At 58.7% G+C, this 16,122-nt stretch carries 14 protein-coding genes and 1 tRNA gene; 13 read left to right on the top strand and 2 right to left on the bottom strand.

Translation table 11 applies throughout. The features are described from left to right. The first annotated feature begins 63 nt into the window (after positions 1-63). The 4 genes from NW816_RS04305 to NW816_RS04290 all read left to right on the top strand — a co-directional run bounded on the left by NW816_RS04305 (position 64) and on the right by NW816_RS04290 (position 4,130). On the top strand, positions 64-1,341 hold the full coding sequence (locus NW816_RS04305) for a S41 family peptidase (RefSeq protein WP_414408356.1): 1,278 nt from the start codon (positions 64-66) through the stop codon (positions 1,339-1,341). A gap of 135 nt (positions 1,342-1,476) precedes the next feature. Next, a complete protein-coding gene (locus NW816_RS04300) occupies positions 1,477-2,031 on the top strand; it encodes a phycobiliprotein lyase (protein ID WP_414356093.1) in 555 nt (184 codons plus the stop codon). Between the two features lie 74 nt (positions 2,032-2,105). Further along, complete coding sequence (locus tag NW816_RS04295; RefSeq protein WP_414408355.1) at positions 2,106-2,618, top strand: tetratricopeptide repeat protein; 513 nt, start codon at positions 2,106-2,108, stop codon at positions 2,616-2,618. 171 nt (positions 2,619-2,789) lie between these two features. Next, positions 2,790-4,130, top strand: coding sequence for a hypothetical protein (locus tag NW816_RS04290; RefSeq protein WP_414408354.1), 1,341 nt, complete (start codon positions 2,790-2,792; stop codon positions 4,128-4,130). A gap of 123 nt (positions 4,131-4,253) precedes the next feature. On the opposite strand, the gene NW816_RS04285 is transcribed toward NW816_RS04290, so the two are convergent. After that, on the bottom strand, positions 4,254-4,571 hold the full coding sequence (locus NW816_RS04285; RefSeq protein ID WP_414408353.1) for a DUF3067 family protein: 318 nt from the start codon (positions 4,569-4,571) through the stop codon (positions 4,254-4,256). A gap of 183 nt (positions 4,572-4,754) precedes the next feature. On the opposite strand from NW816_RS04285, the gene NW816_RS04280 reads away from it, so the two are divergent. Next, the gene (locus NW816_RS04280; RefSeq protein ID WP_011433228.1) at positions 4,755-5,273 is read left to right on the top strand and encodes a cytochrome b6-f complex iron-sulfur subunit; all 519 of its coding nucleotides are present in this window, start codon (positions 4,755-4,757) and stop codon (positions 5,271-5,273) included. Positions 5,274-5,395: 122 nt separating this feature from the next. After that, the gene (locus NW816_RS04275; RefSeq protein WP_414408352.1) at positions 5,396-6,379 is read left to right on the top strand and encodes an apocytochrome f; all 984 of its coding nucleotides are present in this window, start codon (positions 5,396-5,398) and stop codon (positions 6,377-6,379) included. 62 nt (positions 6,380-6,441) lie between these two features. Here NW816_RS04275 and NW816_RS04270 read toward each other — a convergent pair whose 3' ends face one another. Beyond that, the gene (locus NW816_RS04270) at positions 6,442-7,254 is read right to left on the bottom strand and encodes a PhzF family phenazine biosynthesis protein (RefSeq protein WP_414408418.1); all 813 of its coding nucleotides are present in this window, start codon (positions 7,252-7,254) and stop codon (positions 6,442-6,444) included. Between the two features lie 226 nt (positions 7,255-7,480). Here NW816_RS04270 and groES point away from each other — a divergent pair, with 226 nt between their 5' ends. The 7 genes from groES (at position 7,481) to NW816_RS04235 (ending at position 15,938) form a co-directional block, all read left to right on the top strand. Then, entirely contained in the window at positions 7,481-7,792 is a 312-nt protein-coding gene (gene groES, locus NW816_RS04265) for a co-chaperone GroES (RefSeq protein ID WP_011433225.1), read from the top strand. Between the two features lie 90 nt (positions 7,793-7,882). Then, positions 7,883-9,517 (top strand): chaperonin GroEL, encoded by a 1,635-nt coding sequence (gene groL, locus NW816_RS04260; protein ID WP_011433224.1) that lies wholly within the window; start codon positions 7,883-7,885, stop codon positions 9,515-9,517. Between the two features lie 340 nt (positions 9,518-9,857). Beyond that, positions 9,858-10,652: a DUF429 domain-containing protein gene (locus tag NW816_RS04255; protein ID WP_414408351.1), complete on the top strand. Its 795-nt coding sequence runs from the start codon at positions 9,858-9,860 to the stop codon at positions 10,650-10,652. 101 nt (positions 10,653-10,753) lie between these two features. Next, positions 10,754-11,917 carry a GuaB3 family IMP dehydrogenase-related protein gene (locus NW816_RS04250; protein WP_414408350.1) on the top strand — a complete coding sequence of 388 codons (1,164 nt, stop codon included), beginning with the start codon at positions 10,754-10,756 and terminating at the stop codon, positions 11,915-11,917. A gap of 41 nt (positions 11,918-11,958) precedes the next feature. Beyond that, positions 11,959-12,030: transfer RNA gene (locus NW816_RS04245), tRNA-Val, on the top strand. Positions 12,031-12,329: 299 nt separating this feature from the next. Further along, positions 12,330-13,910 carry an iron uptake porin gene (locus tag NW816_RS04240; protein ID WP_414408349.1) on the top strand — a complete coding sequence of 527 codons (1,581 nt, stop codon included), beginning with the start codon at positions 12,330-12,332 and terminating at the stop codon, positions 13,908-13,910. 444 nt (positions 13,911-14,354) lie between these two features. Continuing rightward, entirely contained in the window at positions 14,355-15,938 is a 1,584-nt protein-coding gene (locus tag NW816_RS04235) for an iron uptake porin (protein WP_414408348.1), read from the top strand. The last annotated feature ends 184 nt before the right edge of the window (positions 15,939-16,122 follow it).

The following is a 16,122-nucleotide window of genomic DNA, read 5'->3' as shown; positions in this document are numbered from 1 at the left end:
AGGAGGCCAGGCAAGTTTTCGATATTGCGTTTTGTTCATGTTTCTTAATGTTTTTTGGGATCGATGGTTGTGCAGAAGCCGAGATACACAGGGATCCGCTGGAGAGGGTGGGGGATCCGCATTGTCTTGCTTGGGTGTTTGCTCTGGGCGAGTTTGGGCATTGGCGCCTGTCCAGGGCAGGCCAGCCGCTGGGGAGAAGAGCAGCAACTGCTGGCGCAGGCTTGGGCCTATGTGGATCGGGCCTATGTGGATCCGGGGTTTAACGGGCAAAACTGGTGGCAGGTGCGGCAACGGTTTCTCTCCCGGCCCTTAAAGGAGCGCAAGCAGACCTATCAGGCCATTGAGGAGATGTTGGCCACTCTGGGGGATCCCTTTACTCGCTTTCTGGATAAAGAGCACTACCTCAGCCTGCAGACCTCCACAGCCGGCGAGCTGAGCGGTGTCGGCTTGCAGATTGCCATCGATGAGCAGGGGGCGGTGCGGGTGATTGCCCCCATGGAAGGCACTCCTGCCGAGCAGGCCGGGATCCAACCCCAGGATGAGATTTTGGCGGTGGATCGGGTGCCGGTGGCGGGGCTGAGCCTGGACGAAGTGGCCGAGCGGATGCGGGGGCGCAGCGGCACGCCGGTTACTTTGAAGCTGAGGCGGCAGGATCGCATTTGGGAGGTGGAGCTGGTACGCCAATCGATCACCATCAACCCCGTGCGCACCCGTTTTTTTGAGCTGCCTCAGGGATCGGTGGCCTACATTCGCCTCAGCCAGTTCAACGGCAATGCTGCCGCTCAAGTCCGCCAAGCCATTCGGGCCGCAGAAGCTCAAGGGGTGCGGGGCTACATTCTCGATTTGCGCAACAATCCGGGGGGACTCTTGCAGGCGGCCATTGAGATCGCCCGCTTCTGGATCCCCAAGGGTGACATTGTGCTGGTGACGGATCGCCACGGCATTCAAGACAGCATTCCCGCCACCGGCGAGGTGCTCACAGAGGCGCCGCTGGTGGTCTTGGTAAATCAGGGCAGCGCCAGTGCCAGTGAAGTGTTGGCCGGGGCACTTCAGGATAGTGGGCGAGCCCAACTGGTAGGAACGCGCACCTTTGGCAAGGGTCTGATTCAATCCCTGCTGGAGCTGGCGGATGGCTCGGGGCTGGCGGTGACCACGGCCAAGTACCTCACCCCCAGCGGCCACGACATTCATCGCCAGGGGATCCAGCCCGATGTGGTGGTGGCGGAGGGATCCCTTCCTCTGACGGCGGAAACCTTGGCCGGGCCCGAGGACATCCAGCTCCAGCGAGCCCTGGAGTTGTTGGGGCAGCTCCAAGGGATCCGGGTGGCCAAAAGCCCGTGAGGAAGGGGATCCCACGGTAGAACTCAATCGTTGGCATTCAGGATTTGGATTCCTGGTTGTTTTCGATTCGTTTTAGGATCGAAAGCAGGGTTTCCCGTCCAGCGCTGATCTCTGACTCTGTCCGCTCCCGCCCGCATGAACGCTATCCAGCAATTTCACCACTTTTTCAACTGCTGCATTGGAGCTTGGCGCACAGAGCGCACCTACCATTACCTAGACCGTGGCGAGGTGGAGCGCTCCCGCACCGAGTTCACCATTCGCACCCTCACCCCTGAGCTCAAGCACAAGGTGCTCGCCGACAACAACTACCCCAACCACAACGTGGATGGTTTTCTGGGCTTTCACTTGGCTTTTGAGACGGTTTCCGAAAAGGGTGAGGAGGCCGGGCAAGAGCTGAACATGCTGTTCGTCCCTCGGCAGGAAACCCCCTTGGGGCTGCAGGGAGACTACCTGCGGGATCGGGCCTATGAGGAAGATCGCCCGATGGTGGCGACTTTCCGGTTTGATCCCGGATCCCTGCAACTGGTGATGACCACCACCTACACTCGTGTGGTTGCCGTAGATACCATCACTCTACTGAATCCGCGCCTGCGCCTGCGGCAGATCCTCACCTACCAGCGTCCCCCTCAGGGTCAGCCTTTGCAGGAGCTGTTGCTGGTGGGGTTTGGGGTAGAACAGAAGCTGACGTGACCTACTCCCGCACTCATGCTGATGCATAGAGGACGGGGCTTCCCGGCGGTCTAGCTAACCTGCGGATCCTGAGCATGACGCTTCCCGAAGACTTGAGATTGTCTCAGCACTTGGCCCTGATCCAGTCGAGGTTCGAGCGAGGACAATATCGGCAGGCGCTAGAGCAGGTTAGGCAGGCCCAAAGCCGCTATCCGCAGTCGGGTAAGCTACGGCTCTGGCAGGCCCTGGCCCAAGAGGCCCTTGGCGAAACGCAGGAGGCCATCCTGTTGGTTCAAACCTTGCTGCGCAACCCAGATCCAGAAGTCGCCCAGCAGGCTCGCTATGTCTTGGGCATCTGGCAAGCCCCTCGTCTGCGACGTTCGGCGGAGTGGTTGAGCGAAATTCCCGATCTCAGCCGGCTGGAGGAAACTGATCCCCCAGAGTACCGCTTGGCCTATGGGCGCTCCCAACGCAAAGGCCCTTCCCCAAGATCTGGGGATCCCCTCAGCCGCCGGGCAGCGGATCCCCCGTTGGACACTAAGCCCCTCATCTGGGTGTTGATCGGGATCCTCTCGACCCTGCTGGCCGTGATGGCTTGGCTGCCCTAGAGGCGGGTACAACCGTTCTGGAAGTGAGATCTACAACGATTCTCGTCGCTGCGGGGTTAAGGGGAGATACTGGGAATAGAGGAGACGCTAGGTCTAGCTCAGGGGAGCGGATCTGCGTCCTAGGGATCCCAAAGGCTCCTCGACAATGGGGGCGGAAAGCGGAGGTTTAAAGTGGCTACACAAACATTGGTGATGGATGCAGTGGAGCAGTTGGGCCTGCGGGTCACGCTGGGAGATATTGCATCCAGCACGGGCTTGGCTCTACACGAGGCCAAACAAGAGCTGCTGAATTTGGCCCAAAAGGCGGAGGGGCATCTCCAGGTTTCCCGGCAGGGGGAGATTACCTATGTTTTCCCGCCGGATTTTCGCAGCATTCTCAAGCGCAAGGAGCAGCAGGATCAGCTGGCGGCCCTGCGGCGCAAACTGTGGGGGGGCTTCCTCTATGGGCTGCGCATCTCCTTCGGCATCCTGCTGGTGGTGTCGATTGTCTTGATTGTCCTAGCGTTGATTGCCTTGCAGATGGCCAGTAGCCGCGAGCAGGACAATCGCAGCCGATCGCGGGGGATAGGGTTTTATTACTTCCCCAACCTTTGGATCGGCAACCCCTTCTGGGATCCTTACCCCTACTATGGGAGCTACTCCGGTCGGACGCGCCCCCGCCAGCCGCAAAAATCCGAGCTGAACTTCCTGGAAGCGGTGTACAGCTTCCTCTTTGGGGACGGGGATCCCAATGCCAACCTGGAGGAGGAGCGCTATGCCCTCATTGGCCAACTGATTCGTGCCAATGGGGGGGTGATCGCAGCGGAACAGGTGTTGCCCTACCTGGATGTGGAGCCGGGATCCCCGGCCTTGGAATACGAAGATTACATGCTGCCCATTTTGCTCAAGTTCGACGGCCAGCCGGAGGTCAGCGAGGATGGGGACATTGTCTACCGCTTCCCAGAGCTGCAGGTGGCCGCCTCAGAGCGCAAGCCCAAGGGGATCCCTGAGGTGTTGCAGGAGAAACCTTGGGTGTTCAGCCGGGCCACGCCTGGTCAACTGACCCTGGCAGGAGGCTTGGGAGTTCTCAATTTCTTTCTGGCCGCCATTCTCTATGGGGCACGGGAGGAGGTGGCAGCGGCAGCCGGCAGCAATGCTTTTTTGGCCTTCATCTACCCGTTGATCGGCTTCCTCTTCCTCTACGGCACGCTGTTTTTGGCGGTGCCCGCCGTTCGCTGGCTAGCCTTGCAAATCCGTAACCAGGGAGTGGAGCGCCGCAATCGTGTCCGGCAGCTTTGGCGAGAGCATCTGCAGCATCCCACAGAGGCGCTGCTGCGCAAACTCAACTTTGCCCGCCGCTTCCGCCGTCAAGAAGTTGTGCAAGAGTCGGACACCATTTACTCAACCGACCGGGATTTGATCGAGCAGCGGGACTACCGTCTGGACGATCCGGTGTTCCGCCAGCTTTTGGAATCCAAAGCTCAGCAGGATCGCCCCGAAACCGAACAAGTGCGCCAGCAGCGTCCGCTCTAGAAAGGGCATGGCCTTTGGGCAAACTCCCGGTCTACCGTTTAGGCCGAGACAGATTCGAGTTTCTTGGCCAGCCGGCGAATCCAGCGCTTAGGTTTGCTTGGACTTCTTTCTCCCCAGGAGAACTCACAGCAACCACTCCGAGACCCGCTCCCCCACCTTCTGCAAATCCAGAGGAATGGCCACCGCCTTGCCCATACGAGGTCTCTGACGGGTGGACTCGATCTCCCGGCGCACCGATTCCCACACCCCCCAAGCCTGCAAATGGGCCAGCACTCTCTCCAAGTGGGCCAGATACTCCGCCTCGCTCAAGGGGAAGGAGGGCTGCTCCAGGTAGCGCCACATCACCAGCAGCACCACCTTCTGCTGGATACGGCGCAGCTGCACGTCGTAGGAATAGCCCCACTTCTCGCGCAACAAAGCTTGAAAGTCGGATCCCTTCATCAGACTTGTCTGAGGCTGGCTTGGATCTGGCTCCAACCTTGCCGGGTGGGCCGCTCACCTTGGGAAGAAAGGCTACGGCCTCTTCCAGCGTTGCATTTCTTAACGATATTGGCCAGAGGGGTCGGTTAGGATGATGTCGCTTGTCAACGAACGTTAAAACTTCTCAGGTTTGCATTTGCCATTATGACGGAAGCGGTTAGCAACTTTGAAGCGCCCCCCATGAGCCGGCGGGTTCTTCTCAATGCCCTGCTCAGCGGCTCTGTGGGAGTCGTGGTGGTGGGCGCCCTCTACCCGGTGGTGAAGTACTTTATTCCGCCCTCTGCCGGTGGAGGAGGTGAGGGCCTCATAGCTCAGGACGCCCTCGGCAAGCCCATCAGCGTCAGTGAACTGTTGGCCACCCATGCCGCTACGGATCGGGTGCTGGCCCAAGGTTTGAAGGGGGATCCCACCTACATCGTGATCGACAACGGGGCGGTGGCCAACTACGGCCTCAACGCGGTTTGCACCCACCTTGGCTGCGTGGTGCCCTGGAATGTGGGGGAAAACTTGTTTAAGTGCCCTTGCCACGGATCCCAGTACGCGGCCAATGGCAAGGTGATCCGGGGACCGGCTCCCCGCTCGCTGGAGCTGGTGAGCGCCACTGTGGATGGCGACAACGTCCGCTTCAGCCCTTGGCAAGGCCCCGATTTCCGGGAAACCTAAAGGGCAAGGGATCCCGCTGGCTGTGCCGGCTTTTGCCGAACGATTTGGGGCAAGTCGTCGAGATGGCTGTTCCAAGACTGTGTCCTAAACCTGTGATTGAAATCCATTCTGAGCTGAGAGTTATGAAGCGAATTGGCTTGGTCTTCTGCGCGCTGCTGCTGTTGCTGGGGATGGGGGCACGTCCGGCGGCAGCCTACCCCTACTATGCCCAGATGGCCTACGACAACCCCCGCGAGGCGACTGGAAAAATTGTCTGTGCCAACTGCCACCTGAACGCCATGCCCACTCGCGCCGAGGTGCCGCAGGCCGTCACCCCCGGCCAGGTGTTCACCATCAAAGTTGGGATCCCCTATGACCTGAGCAAACAGCAGGTGCTGTCAGACGGCAGCAAGGGTGGGTTGAACGTGGGTGCGGTGGTGGTCTTGCCGGAGGGCTTCCGCCTGGCCACCGAAGCCGAAATGACCGAGGAACAGCGGCAGGAAACCGCCGAGACCTACATCACCCCCTACAGCGACGCGAAGCCCAATATCCTCTTGGTCGGGCCTTTGCCGGGCGAGCAGCATCAAGAAATCGTCTTCCCGGTGGTGGCCCCTGACCCGAAAGAGGATCCCTCGGTGGCCTTCATGAAGTATCGCGTTTACATCGGGGCCAACCGAGGTCGCGGTCAGCTTAACCCCGACGGCAGCCTCAGCAACAACAACGTTTTCCGCGCTCCGGCCACCGGGCGTCTAGTCAACATCGCCACCCTCAACTCCGATATCAGCGATCTGCCGGCTGAATTGGCCAGCCTGGTGCCCCCGGAATACGAGCTGCCGGGCACGAGAGTTCTCAGCTTCGAGACCGAAAGTGGGATCCAAAACCTGGTGGTGCCGCCTGGGCCGGAACTGGTGGTTGCTGTTGGAGACAGCGTCAAAGAAGGGGATCCCGTCACCAACAATCCCAATGTGGGCGGCTTTGGCCAGGTGGAGCGGGATCTGGTGCTGCAAAGCCCGGATCGGGTGAAATGGCTGGTGGCCTTCCTGGCAGCCATTACCATTACCCAGGTGCTGTTGGTGCTGAAGAAAAAGCAGGTGGAGCTCATTCAAGCCGCCGAAATCCTCGGCTAGCTCAAGCTCTTTCCTGGCCTGCACCTCGGAGGTATCCGAGGTGTTTTTTGTTCGGTAGGGTTCTAAGGTAGCCTCAGCTCTCCTCTGATCACCTGCACAGCCTGCCCGGCAATCTCCACGCGAGAGCCGAGATCGCGACACCAGAGCTCCCCGCCGCGGCTGGATAGCTGGTGGGCCTGTAACTCAGAGCGACCCAGGCGTTTGGCCCAATAGGGCATCAAAAGACACTGGGCGGATCCCGTCACTGGATCTTCCGGGATCCCCAGCCGAGGAGCGAAAACGCGGCAGACGAAATCCGGCCCATCCTCTAGATCCGCCCCAGAGGCTGTGACGATCAACCCCGGAACGGGGAGCGCTTGAACCTGAACCAGATCCGGCTGCACCTGCTGCACTTGTTCCGCCGAAGCCAGCACCGCTACCCCCATGTCCCCCCGGTATAGCTCCACGGGTGGGATCCCTAAAGCTGCTGCTACTTGCTCTTTGGCTTCTGGCCAAGGTTCCGGACTGCGAGCAGGAAAATCCATGGCCAGGCGATCCCCCTGCCGCCGCACCTGCAACAGGCCACTGCGGGTGGAAAAGGCTACCCTCTCCGCCTCAGGATGCACCTCGGTGAACAGCACATGGGCACCAGCCAAGGTGGCGTGGCCACAGAGATCCACCTCCGTCGTCGGCGTAAACCAGCGCAGCCCATAGTGGGGAACCTCGCCCTGGGATCCCTGGGGAAGTAAAAAAGCCGTCTCCGACAAATTGTTCTCTGCGGCAATGGCCTGCATCAGCGCCTGCGGCAGCTCCTGAGGCAGCAAACACACCGCCGCGGGGTTACCTGCAAAAGGCACTGCCGTAAACGCATCCACCTGAAACAACGGGATCCACACCTTCTCAACCAAGCCCAACTCAGGTCATGATCCCACAGCAGACCCCAAAGTAGGGGGATCCGCACCCCGACCGCACCTGCCAAAAGCGGGATCCCGCTGACAAAGGCTATTGTCAGGCCAGAAAGTTGGCTGATAAACTAGCACTCGTAAGTCGAGAGTGCTAAGTCGCTTCCCCTCGGGAAGCGGAATTAATGGAAATTCGTTAGGATCACGGAGGACATTCGTCATGGCTGCAGTGGCTCTTAACGTCTCTACCCTGAAGCCGCTGGGCGACCGCGTGCTGGTCAAAATCGCTCAGCAGGACGAGAAAACCGCAGGTGGGATCTTCTTGCCGGACACTGCCAAGGAAAAGCCCCAGGTGGGGGAAGTGGTTGCTGTTGGCCCTGGCAAGCGCAACGACGAGGGCAAGCTGATCCCGATGGAACTGAAAGCCGGCGACAAAGTGCTCTACTCCAAGTATGCCGGAACCGAAGTCAAGCTGGGCAGCGATGAATATGTGCTGTTGGCCGAGCGGGACATTCTCGCCATTGTTCAGTAATGGTCAGTGATTCAGCAGCAGTTCAACGAACGATTGAATCCTTGAGACTCTGTTTCACCCTTACCTGCATTTGCATCGGAGAGGTTGACTATGGCCAAATCAATCATCTTCAGTGAAGAAGCCCGCCGCGCTCTAGAGCACGGCATGGATATTTTGGCAGAAGCCGTAGCCGTTACCCTGGGTCCCAAAGGGCGCAACGTCGTGCTGGAGAAGAAGTTTGGCGCCCCCCAAATCATCAACGACGGGGTAACCATTGCCAAAGAAATCGAGCTGGAAGACCACATTGAGAACACAGGCGTTTCCTTGATCCGGCAGGCGGCTTCCAAGACCAATGACACGGCTGGGGATGGCACCACCACGGCCACGGTCTTGGCTCACGCCATGGTGAAAGAAGGTCTGAAAAACGTGGCTGCCGGCGCCAACCCGATTGCCCTAAAGCGGGGGATCGACAAGGCGGTGAAGTTTTTGGTAGACAAAATCGCCGAACATGCCCGCCCGGTCGAAGATTCCAAAGCCATTGCCCAGGTGGCGGCCATTTCCGCCGGTAACGATGAAGAAGTGGGCCGTATGATTGCCGAGGCCATGGACAAAGTGGGCCGCGAGGGGGTGATCTCCCTGGAAGAAGGCAAGTCCATGACCACCGAGCTGGAAGTGACGGAAGGGATGCGCTTCGACAAGGGCTACATCTCCCCTTACTTCGTCACCGACACCGAGCGGATGGAGGCGGTTCTGGAAAACCCCTACATCCTCATCACCGACAAGAAGATCACCCTGGTTCAAGACCTGGTACCGGTTTTGGAGCAAGTGGCTCGCGCCGGTCGTCCCCTGCTGATCATCGCCGAAGACATCGAGAAAGAAGCGCTGGCTACCCTGGTGGTGAACAAGCTGCGGGGTGTGCTGAGCGTGGTGGCGGTAAAAGCCCCTGGCTTCGGGGATCGCCGCAAGGCTATGTTGGAAGACATTGCCATCCTGACCGGTGGTGAGGTAATCAGCGAAGAGCGCGGCCTGAAGCTGGAGAACGCTCGCCTCGATTCCTTCGGCACTGCCCGTCGCGTCACGGTAACCAAAGACAATACCACCATCGTGGCGGAAGGCAACGAAGCGGCCGTGAAAGCTCGTTGCGAGCAAATTCGCCGTCAAATTGAGGAAACCGACTCCACCTACGACAAAGAAAAACTGCAAGAGCGCCTGGCCAAGCTCTCCGGCGGTGTGGCAGTGATCAAAGTGGGCGCGGCCACTGAAACCGAGATGAAAGACCGCAAGTTGCGCCTGGAAGATGCCATCAACGCCACCAAAGCGGCGGTAGAAGAAGGGATCGTTCCCGGCGGCGGTACCACCTTGGCACACCTGATCCCAGTGGTAACCGAGTGGGCGCAAGCCAACCTGTCCGGCGATGAACTGGTGGGGGCCAACCTGGTCGCCCGCGCTCTGGGTGCTCCGCTGCGCCGCATTGCTGAGAACGCCGGCCAAAACGGCTCCATTGTGCTGGAGCGGGTGAAAGACAAGCCCTTCAACACCGGCTACGATGCCCAGAACGACGCCTTCGTGGATATGTTCGAAGCGGGCATTGTAGACCCGGCCAAGGTTACCCGTTCCGCCCTGCAAAACGCCGCTTCCATTGCGGGGATGGTGCTGACCACCGAAGCAATCGTGGTGGACAAGCCCGAGCCCAAAACCAACACGCCGGCAAGCAGCGGCAGCGGCATGAGTGACTACGACTACTGATCTGTTGATTGCCACAGGGAGGCGGATCCCTTAGGCTCACCGAAGAGTTTGGGGGCACTCCGCTTCCGGGCTGAGCATCTTGGATGAATCTCTGGGGATCCCCTGGTAGGATCCCTTTTCTTGTGGATTTTCATCAAGACGCAGGCAATCCGGCGGGATCATTCCCAACGACCGTGAGACAGCAGCGAAACTGTTTGTGATGCTGATCCCTAACCCCTTTTCTCAGAGGGAGAGGGTCTGGGGGTGAGGGCGCTAGAGCCATGCAATCGGGAACTGCCTCAAACTGGTTTTTTGATAACGACTCTGATTCTGTCCAACTTGAAGAGAAGGGGAAGGCGGTGTGGCTCAGTTGATCTGCATTGGCCTGGATCTGGCCTGGTCAACCCGCAACCCTTCCGGTCTGGCCACGCTGCGAGTCCAGTTCGGGGATCCCGGCAGGCAGAACTTGACAGGCCATCTGGTCGATAGCCGCATTCTCCAAACGGATGAGGAGATCCTGGACTATATTCAAGCTCAGGCGGGCGAAGATCCCTGCTTGGTGGCGGTGGATGCCCCCCTGCGCGTCCCCAACCTCAGCGGACAGCGACGGGCCGAGGCCGAACTGAACCGGGTGTTTCGCGCCTACGCAGCCGGGGCCCACCCGGCCAACCGCCGGTTACTGGCAAAGAACGGCCAAGTGAGAGGAGAAGCCCTGGTGCAGGCTCTCTCGCGCTATGGTTTTGGGGAGCAGGCCAACATCGAGCGAGGAAAGCTTACCCGCCAAGTGACCGAGGTCTTCCCCCACAGCGCCTTGGTCAGTCTCTTCGGCCTCAGCCGCACCCTGAAATACAAGGCTCGCCCCCGACGCACCTGGCCAGAACGGCAACAAGCCTGGCGGCTTTACCAGCATCATCTGCACTCTCTAGCCGCCGCTGACCCAGCTCTCCGGGGCCACGAAGCGTTGCTCCAAGTGGAGGTGGGATCCCTCAAGAGCCGTCGGCTCAAAAACTACGAAGATCAAGTGGATGCCTTGATGTGTGCTTACATCGCCCTCTACGGGTTCCGCTGGGGATCCGAGCGCTGCCGCAGTTTCGGCAACCTGCAAGAAGGGCACATTTTCACGCCCTTGCCCCCTCGAACCTCTGAGGCTGATTGAGACCCGCTCCGGGATCGCAGCCAAGAGAACAAGACTCTCGCTGGCCTTGGATCCCCCCTTGGCGGCATGATAAGAACAAGGATCCGCAGAACAGGGGAACAATGGACGTGCAACTGGGCCGCAATCGGCAGGCGAGACGAGCTTATGGGCTGGATGAGATCGCTCTGGCTCCGGGCAGGCGAACGCTGGATCCCAGCCTGGTGGACACCCACTTCACTCTGGGAGGGATCCAACGGCAAATCCCCATCATCGCCAGCGCTATGGACGGCGTGGTGGATGTGCGAATGGCCATTTTGCTCTCGGAGCTGGGGGCCTTCGGGGTGCTGAACCTGGATGGGATCCAAACCCGCTATGCTGATCCCGATGAGGTTTTGGCTCAGATCGCGTCGGTGGGCAAAGACGAGTTTGTGCCTCTGATGCAGCGCCTCTACAGCGAACCTGTAAAGCCGGATCTGATTCAAGAGCGCATCCGCCAAATCAAGGCCGGTGGCGCCATTGCAGCAGCCAGCAGTGTGCCCGCCCACGCCGCCCAATACGGCCCCCTGGTGGCTGAAGCCGGGGGGGATCTGTTTTTCGTTCAGGCCACGGTGGTTTCCGTTCACCACAAGGTTCCCGAAGGCATGGAACTGCTGGATCTGGCCCAATTTTGCCGGTCGATGCCCATTCCTGTTGTGGTGGGCAACTGCGTTACCTACGATGTCGCTCTGGAGCTGATGCAGGCCGGAGCTGCCGGTGTCTTGGTGGGGATCGGCCCTGGCGCTGCCTGTACTTCCCGAGGCGTGTTGGGGGTGGGAGTGCCGCAGGCTACGGCCATCGCCGACTGTGCCGCTGCACGGGAGCAGTTTTTGGCGGAAACCGGCGCCTACGTTCCCATCATTGCCGATGGGGGATTGGTGACCGGTGGCGACATTTGCAAGGCCATCGCTTGTGGAGCCGATGCAGTGATGATCGGATCCCCCTTGGCCCGCGCCCATGAAGCCCCCGGTCGCGGCTTTCACTGGGGCATGGCCACCCCCAGCCCCATCTTGCCCCGCGGCACCCGCATCCGCGTGGGATCCACCGGCACCTTGGAAGAAATCTTGCGCGGCCCCGCCCGCCTGGACGACGGTACCCACAACCTCTTGGGCGCCCTGCGCACCAGCATGGCCACCTTGGGGGCTGCCAATCTTCGAGAAATGCAGCAGGTGGAGATCTGCATTGCCCCTTCCCTGCTCACAGAGGGGAAGGTGTACCAGAAGGCGCAAAGCCTGGGCATGGGGAAATAGTCCCTTGGGAATGCTAAACTCGGTGGACTGGGATCCCTCGGGGGCGGTTAGCTCAGCGGTAGAGCGCCTGCCTTACAAGCAGGATGTCACTGGTTCGAGTCCGGTACCGCCCATCCCCACCGGAGCTTGCAGCTTGAGAGCTCTGTCTCAGTTTGAGATACACCCGCTAGCCAGAGCCGGATCCCTGAGGTAGAGTAGTGGATATCGAGCCTCGATCATCTACCGCAGTTGGGTCTCGCATTGAGTCTCGCGCAGAAAGTGTGTAAAGTGGTAGACGATGTGGACTTCGGCTGTGTCATGTCTTCCCAGAGTCCGCGATTGCCAGGCTCGTTGTTGAGGTAGGCAGTTTGTCGCTTCTATGAGGACATCCCTACAGCCAAAAAGGTGTGAGGAAAAGAACAAGGAGAGAAACATGCCCGCGAAACACGCGAACTACTGGAAAACGCTGCTGGCTGGCACCCTGGGCGCAGCGGCGGTCTTGACCCCTGGAGTGGCTTATGCCCAAGCTACAGGGCCTGTCACCTCCATCTCTGAACTTTCGGATGTGCAGCCCACCGACTGGGCTTTCCAAGCGCTGCAATCCCTGGTAGAGCGCTACGGCTGTATTGCCGGCTACCCCGACCGCACCTTCCGCGGCAACCGGGCCATGACCCGCTTTGAGTTTGCCGCTGGCATGAACGCCTGCTTGGATCGCATCAACGAGTTGATTGCAGCTGGTCTGGCCGATAAAGTCTCCAAGGAAGACTTGGCCACGCTGCAGCGCTTGCAAGAAGAATTTGCTGCCGAGCTGGCGGCCCTGCGTGGACGGATGGATGCGGCAGAGGCTGAGATTAACGATCTGAAAGGGAAGATCTTCAACCCAGTTACCAAGCTTAACGCTCAGGTCATTACCGCAATTCTTGGTAGCGCTCTTACAGAAGACCGGGTCGTACAAGGAAGAGTGGTAGCCGAGCAAAATCAGGCAAACATGACTCTTCCCTATCGGGTACGCCTGAACTTCGATGCCTCCTTTGTTGGCCGGGATCGCTTGCGTATCCGCCTACAAGCTCGCGATGCGGTTACTACCTTCTTTGAGGGTGACCCAGGCGTTGGCTTCCAGGGGGGTGCGGGTGGTACCTTCACCCTTGCCCAGCTGGTTTATCAATTCCCTGCTTTCGACCGCGCTGCTACTATCTACACGGGCATTACGGGTACGGGAGTGTCGAGCGTTCTGCAGTACAGCACGCCCTTTGATGCCCTGTCGGACTTTGCCGATGCTCCCAACTCTACGGCAGATGTGCCCAGCGGAACCCTATTTGGTTTTCGCTACCGTTTGAGCGACCAGTTTCGTTTAGCCTACGCCTACAGCACCAGAAGAGGGCAAGCCTTGGGGAGAGGCTTTGGCGACAGTGGCTTGACAGGTGATGATAGCGCCCACGTCGTTGAGCTGGGCTTCTTGCCGACAAAGGGTCTGGAGTTCTACCTCCAATTTGCTTCCACCTACCTGCAGCAGGCGAACGACGGCCCCACCTTCCTGGCCACGGGTAAAAGTCTCTTCCGTGGACCGGTAAGAAGAACTCGGGTAGATGTCTCTGCACGGGTGAATGCTTTTACGTTCGCAGCCAACTGGGAGATCAGCCCTCGCATTACCTTGTCTGGCTGGTTTACGGCTGGCAATGTGGATTACAACCTGCCCAATGTGGTACCGGCTGGTACTGTGGATCCGGGTGAGGAAGACTTTAATGGTTTCCTCTTTGGCTTTGTTTTCCCTGACCTCTTTGTGGAGGGTGCCAAAGGCGGGATTGTATTTGGGCAGCCAATCGTGACCACAGACAACGACGGAGTGTGGGATACTCGCCCCTTCGTTGTGGATATTTACTACAGCTTCCCGGTGAACGAGTACATCACCCTGACGCCTGCTGCTTACTTTGTGAGCAATCCTAATGGGGGCAGACCTGGAGACAACGACCCGACAATTGGCGTGGGTGCTCTGCGAGCTGTGTTTACTTTCTAGTTCCTAGCTCCTCACGCTTACAGCCAAATTGCCAGGCAGGGATCCACTACGGTGGATCCCTTCATTGAATAAGAATAATCAACTCCTCTGTGGGGATAAGGATGCTGGCATTGAAGAGCTTGAGGTTGAGCTTAAGACGAGGCCATGGGCTACAAAAAGCGCACTGCGTGAGATCTGCCCAGGTCTTTGCCACAGGCTCGGTGTAGGTGTGAGAATGGCGGGAACAGATACCCATGTCTTGGCCACAGATGTGGGGACACCGCATTAACTGTAGGGCAGACCGGACAGCAAGAGGATGTGGACTTCGGCTGTATCATAATCTCCACATCATGTCTTCACCGAAGTCCGCAGTTGCCAGACTTGTTCTTGAGTTAGGCAATTGGTTACCTCTAGAAGACATCCCTACAGCCAAAAAGGTGTGAGGAAAAGAACAAGGAGAGAAACATGCCCGCGAAACACGCGAACTACTGGAAAACGCTGCTGGCCGGCACTCTGGGTGCAGCAGCGATCCTGACCCCTGGAGTGGCTTATGCCCAAGCTACCGGGCCGGTCACCTCCATCTCTGAGCTTTCGGATGTGCAGCCCACCGACTGGGCCTTCCAAGCCCTGCAATCCTTGGTGGAGCGCTACGGTTGTATTGCCGGCTACCCTGACCGCACCTTCCGCGGCAACCGGGCTATGACTCGCTTTGAGTTTGCCGCCGGTATGAACGCCTGCTTGGATCGCATCAATGAGTTGATTGCAGCCGGTTTGGCCGACAAAGTCTCCAAGGAAGACTTGGCCACTCTGCAGCGCTTGCAAGAGGAATTTGCTGCTGAGCTGGCAGCCCTGCGCGGGCGGGTGGATGCCCTGGAAGCCGATGTTACTGATTTGAAAGGGAAGGTCTTCAACCCGGTTACCAAGTTGAATGCCCAAGTCATCGCCGCTGTTGTAGGCAGCGCTCTCACGGAAGACAGAGTTGTTGATGGGAAGGTAGTAGCAGAGCAAAACCAAGCCAACATGACTCTTCCCTATCGGGTACGCTTGAACTTCGATGCTTCTTTTGTGGGTCGCGATCGCCTGCGCATTCGTCTCCAAGCTCGCGATGCTGTGACTGAGTTCTTTGATGGGGATCCCGGCCTTGAGTTTGGCGGCCGTGGCGGCGGCACTTTCACCCTGGCCAAGCTGATCTACCAATTCCCAGCTTTCAACCGAGCAGCTACCATCTACACGGGTATCGTTGGCTCAGGTGTGTTCGATGTATTCAACTACAGCACACCCTTCGAAGCTCTCTCCGACTTTGCTGATGCTCCCAACTCCACGGCGGACGTGCCAGGTGGAGCTCTGTTTGGCTTCCGCTACCGACTCTCGGATCAACTACGCTTGGCCTACAGCTACAGCACCAGGAACGCTCAAGCCTTGGGCAACGGCTTCGGCGACAGCGGTATAACCGGTAGCGACAGTGCCCACGCGGTGGAGCTGGGCTTCCTGCCGAACGAAAACCTGGAGATCTACCTGCAGTTTGCCAGTACCTATCTGCAGAAGGCAAACGATGGCCCTGAGTTCTTGGCCAACGGTACAGCCCTTTTCCGTGGCCCTCTGCGGAGGACGAGGGTAGATGTTTCTGCCCGTGTCAATGCTTTCTCGGTGGCAGCCAACTGGGAGCTTAGCCCTCGAATTACCGTATCCGGCTGGTTTACTGCTGGCAATGTGGATTACAACTTGCCCAACGTGGTACCGGCTGGCACCATTGATCCGGGTGATGAAGATTTCAACGGGTTCCTGTTTGGCTTTGCTTTCCCGGATCTCTTCATTGAGGGTGCTCAGGGCGGTGTGGTGTTTGGCCAACCGATTGTCAGCACCGAGGAGGGAGTTTTTGACAGCCGTCCTTTCATCGTGGATGTTTACTACAGCTTCCCGGTGAACGAGTACCTCACCCTTACCCCGGCAGCCTACTTTGTGAGCAATCCCAATGGTGGGCCTAGCAAGTCTGGGGATACCGATCCAACCATCGGCGTGGGTGTCTTGCGGGCTGTGTTTGCTTTCTAGTTCCCAGAGTCCTTACGCTGACATTCAAGTCGTTAAGTTAAGTAGGGATCCACTGCAGTGGATCCCTTTTTTGATTCAAACCTTACTTTATGGTCATTTCGACTCAGACTAGGTTGTGTTGATCTTTCATTTGAGCCAAAAGAGAGCACTGACGAGATAGAGAAAACTCAAGAAGTTCCTGGCC

Source organism: Synechococcus sp. W55.1, assembly GCF_047461655.1.
GTDB lineage: Bacteria > Cyanobacteriota > Cyanobacteriia > Thermostichales > Thermostichaceae > Thermostichus.
Note: the sequence above shows the minus strand (reverse complement) of the source record. Positions and strands in the feature narration are given on the sequence as shown.

Excerpts from the sequence above, each read along its gene's own strand:
- NW816_RS04240 (WP_414408349.1), top strand. The coding sequence starts at position 12,330 with ATGCCCGCGAAACACGCGAACTACTGGAAAACGCTGCTGGCTGGCACC.
- NW816_RS04285 (WP_414408353.1), bottom strand. The coding sequence starts at position 4,571 with ATGAAGGGATCCGACTTTCAAGCTTTGTTGCGCGAGAAGTGGGGCTAT.
- NW816_RS04235 (WP_414408348.1), top strand. The coding sequence starts at position 14,355 with ATGCCCGCGAAACACGCGAACTACTGGAAAACGCTGCTGGCCGGCACT.
- NW816_RS04300 (WP_414356093.1), top strand. The coding sequence starts at position 1,477 with ATGAACGCTATCCAGCAATTTCACCACTTTTTCAACTGCTGCATTGGA.
- groL (WP_011433224.1), top strand. The coding sequence starts at position 7,883 with ATGGCCAAATCAATCATCTTCAGTGAAGAAGCCCGCCGCGCTCTAGAG.
- NW816_RS04295 (WP_414408355.1), top strand. The coding sequence starts at position 2,106 with ATGACGCTTCCCGAAGACTTGAGATTGTCTCAGCACTTGGCCCTGATC.
- NW816_RS04275 (WP_414408352.1), top strand. The coding sequence starts at position 5,396 with ATGAAGCGAATTGGCTTGGTCTTCTGCGCGCTGCTGCTGTTGCTGGGG.
- NW816_RS04305 (WP_414408356.1), top strand. The coding sequence starts at position 64 with ATGGTTGTGCAGAAGCCGAGATACACAGGGATCCGCTGGAGAGGGTGG.
- NW816_RS04250 (WP_414408350.1), top strand. The coding sequence starts at position 10,754 with ATGGACGTGCAACTGGGCCGCAATCGGCAGGCGAGACGAGCTTATGGG.
- groES (WP_011433225.1), top strand. The coding sequence starts at position 7,481 with ATGGCTGCAGTGGCTCTTAACGTCTCTACCCTGAAGCCGCTGGGCGAC.
- NW816_RS04280 (WP_011433228.1), top strand. The coding sequence starts at position 4,755 with ATGACGGAAGCGGTTAGCAACTTTGAAGCGCCCCCCATGAGCCGGCGG.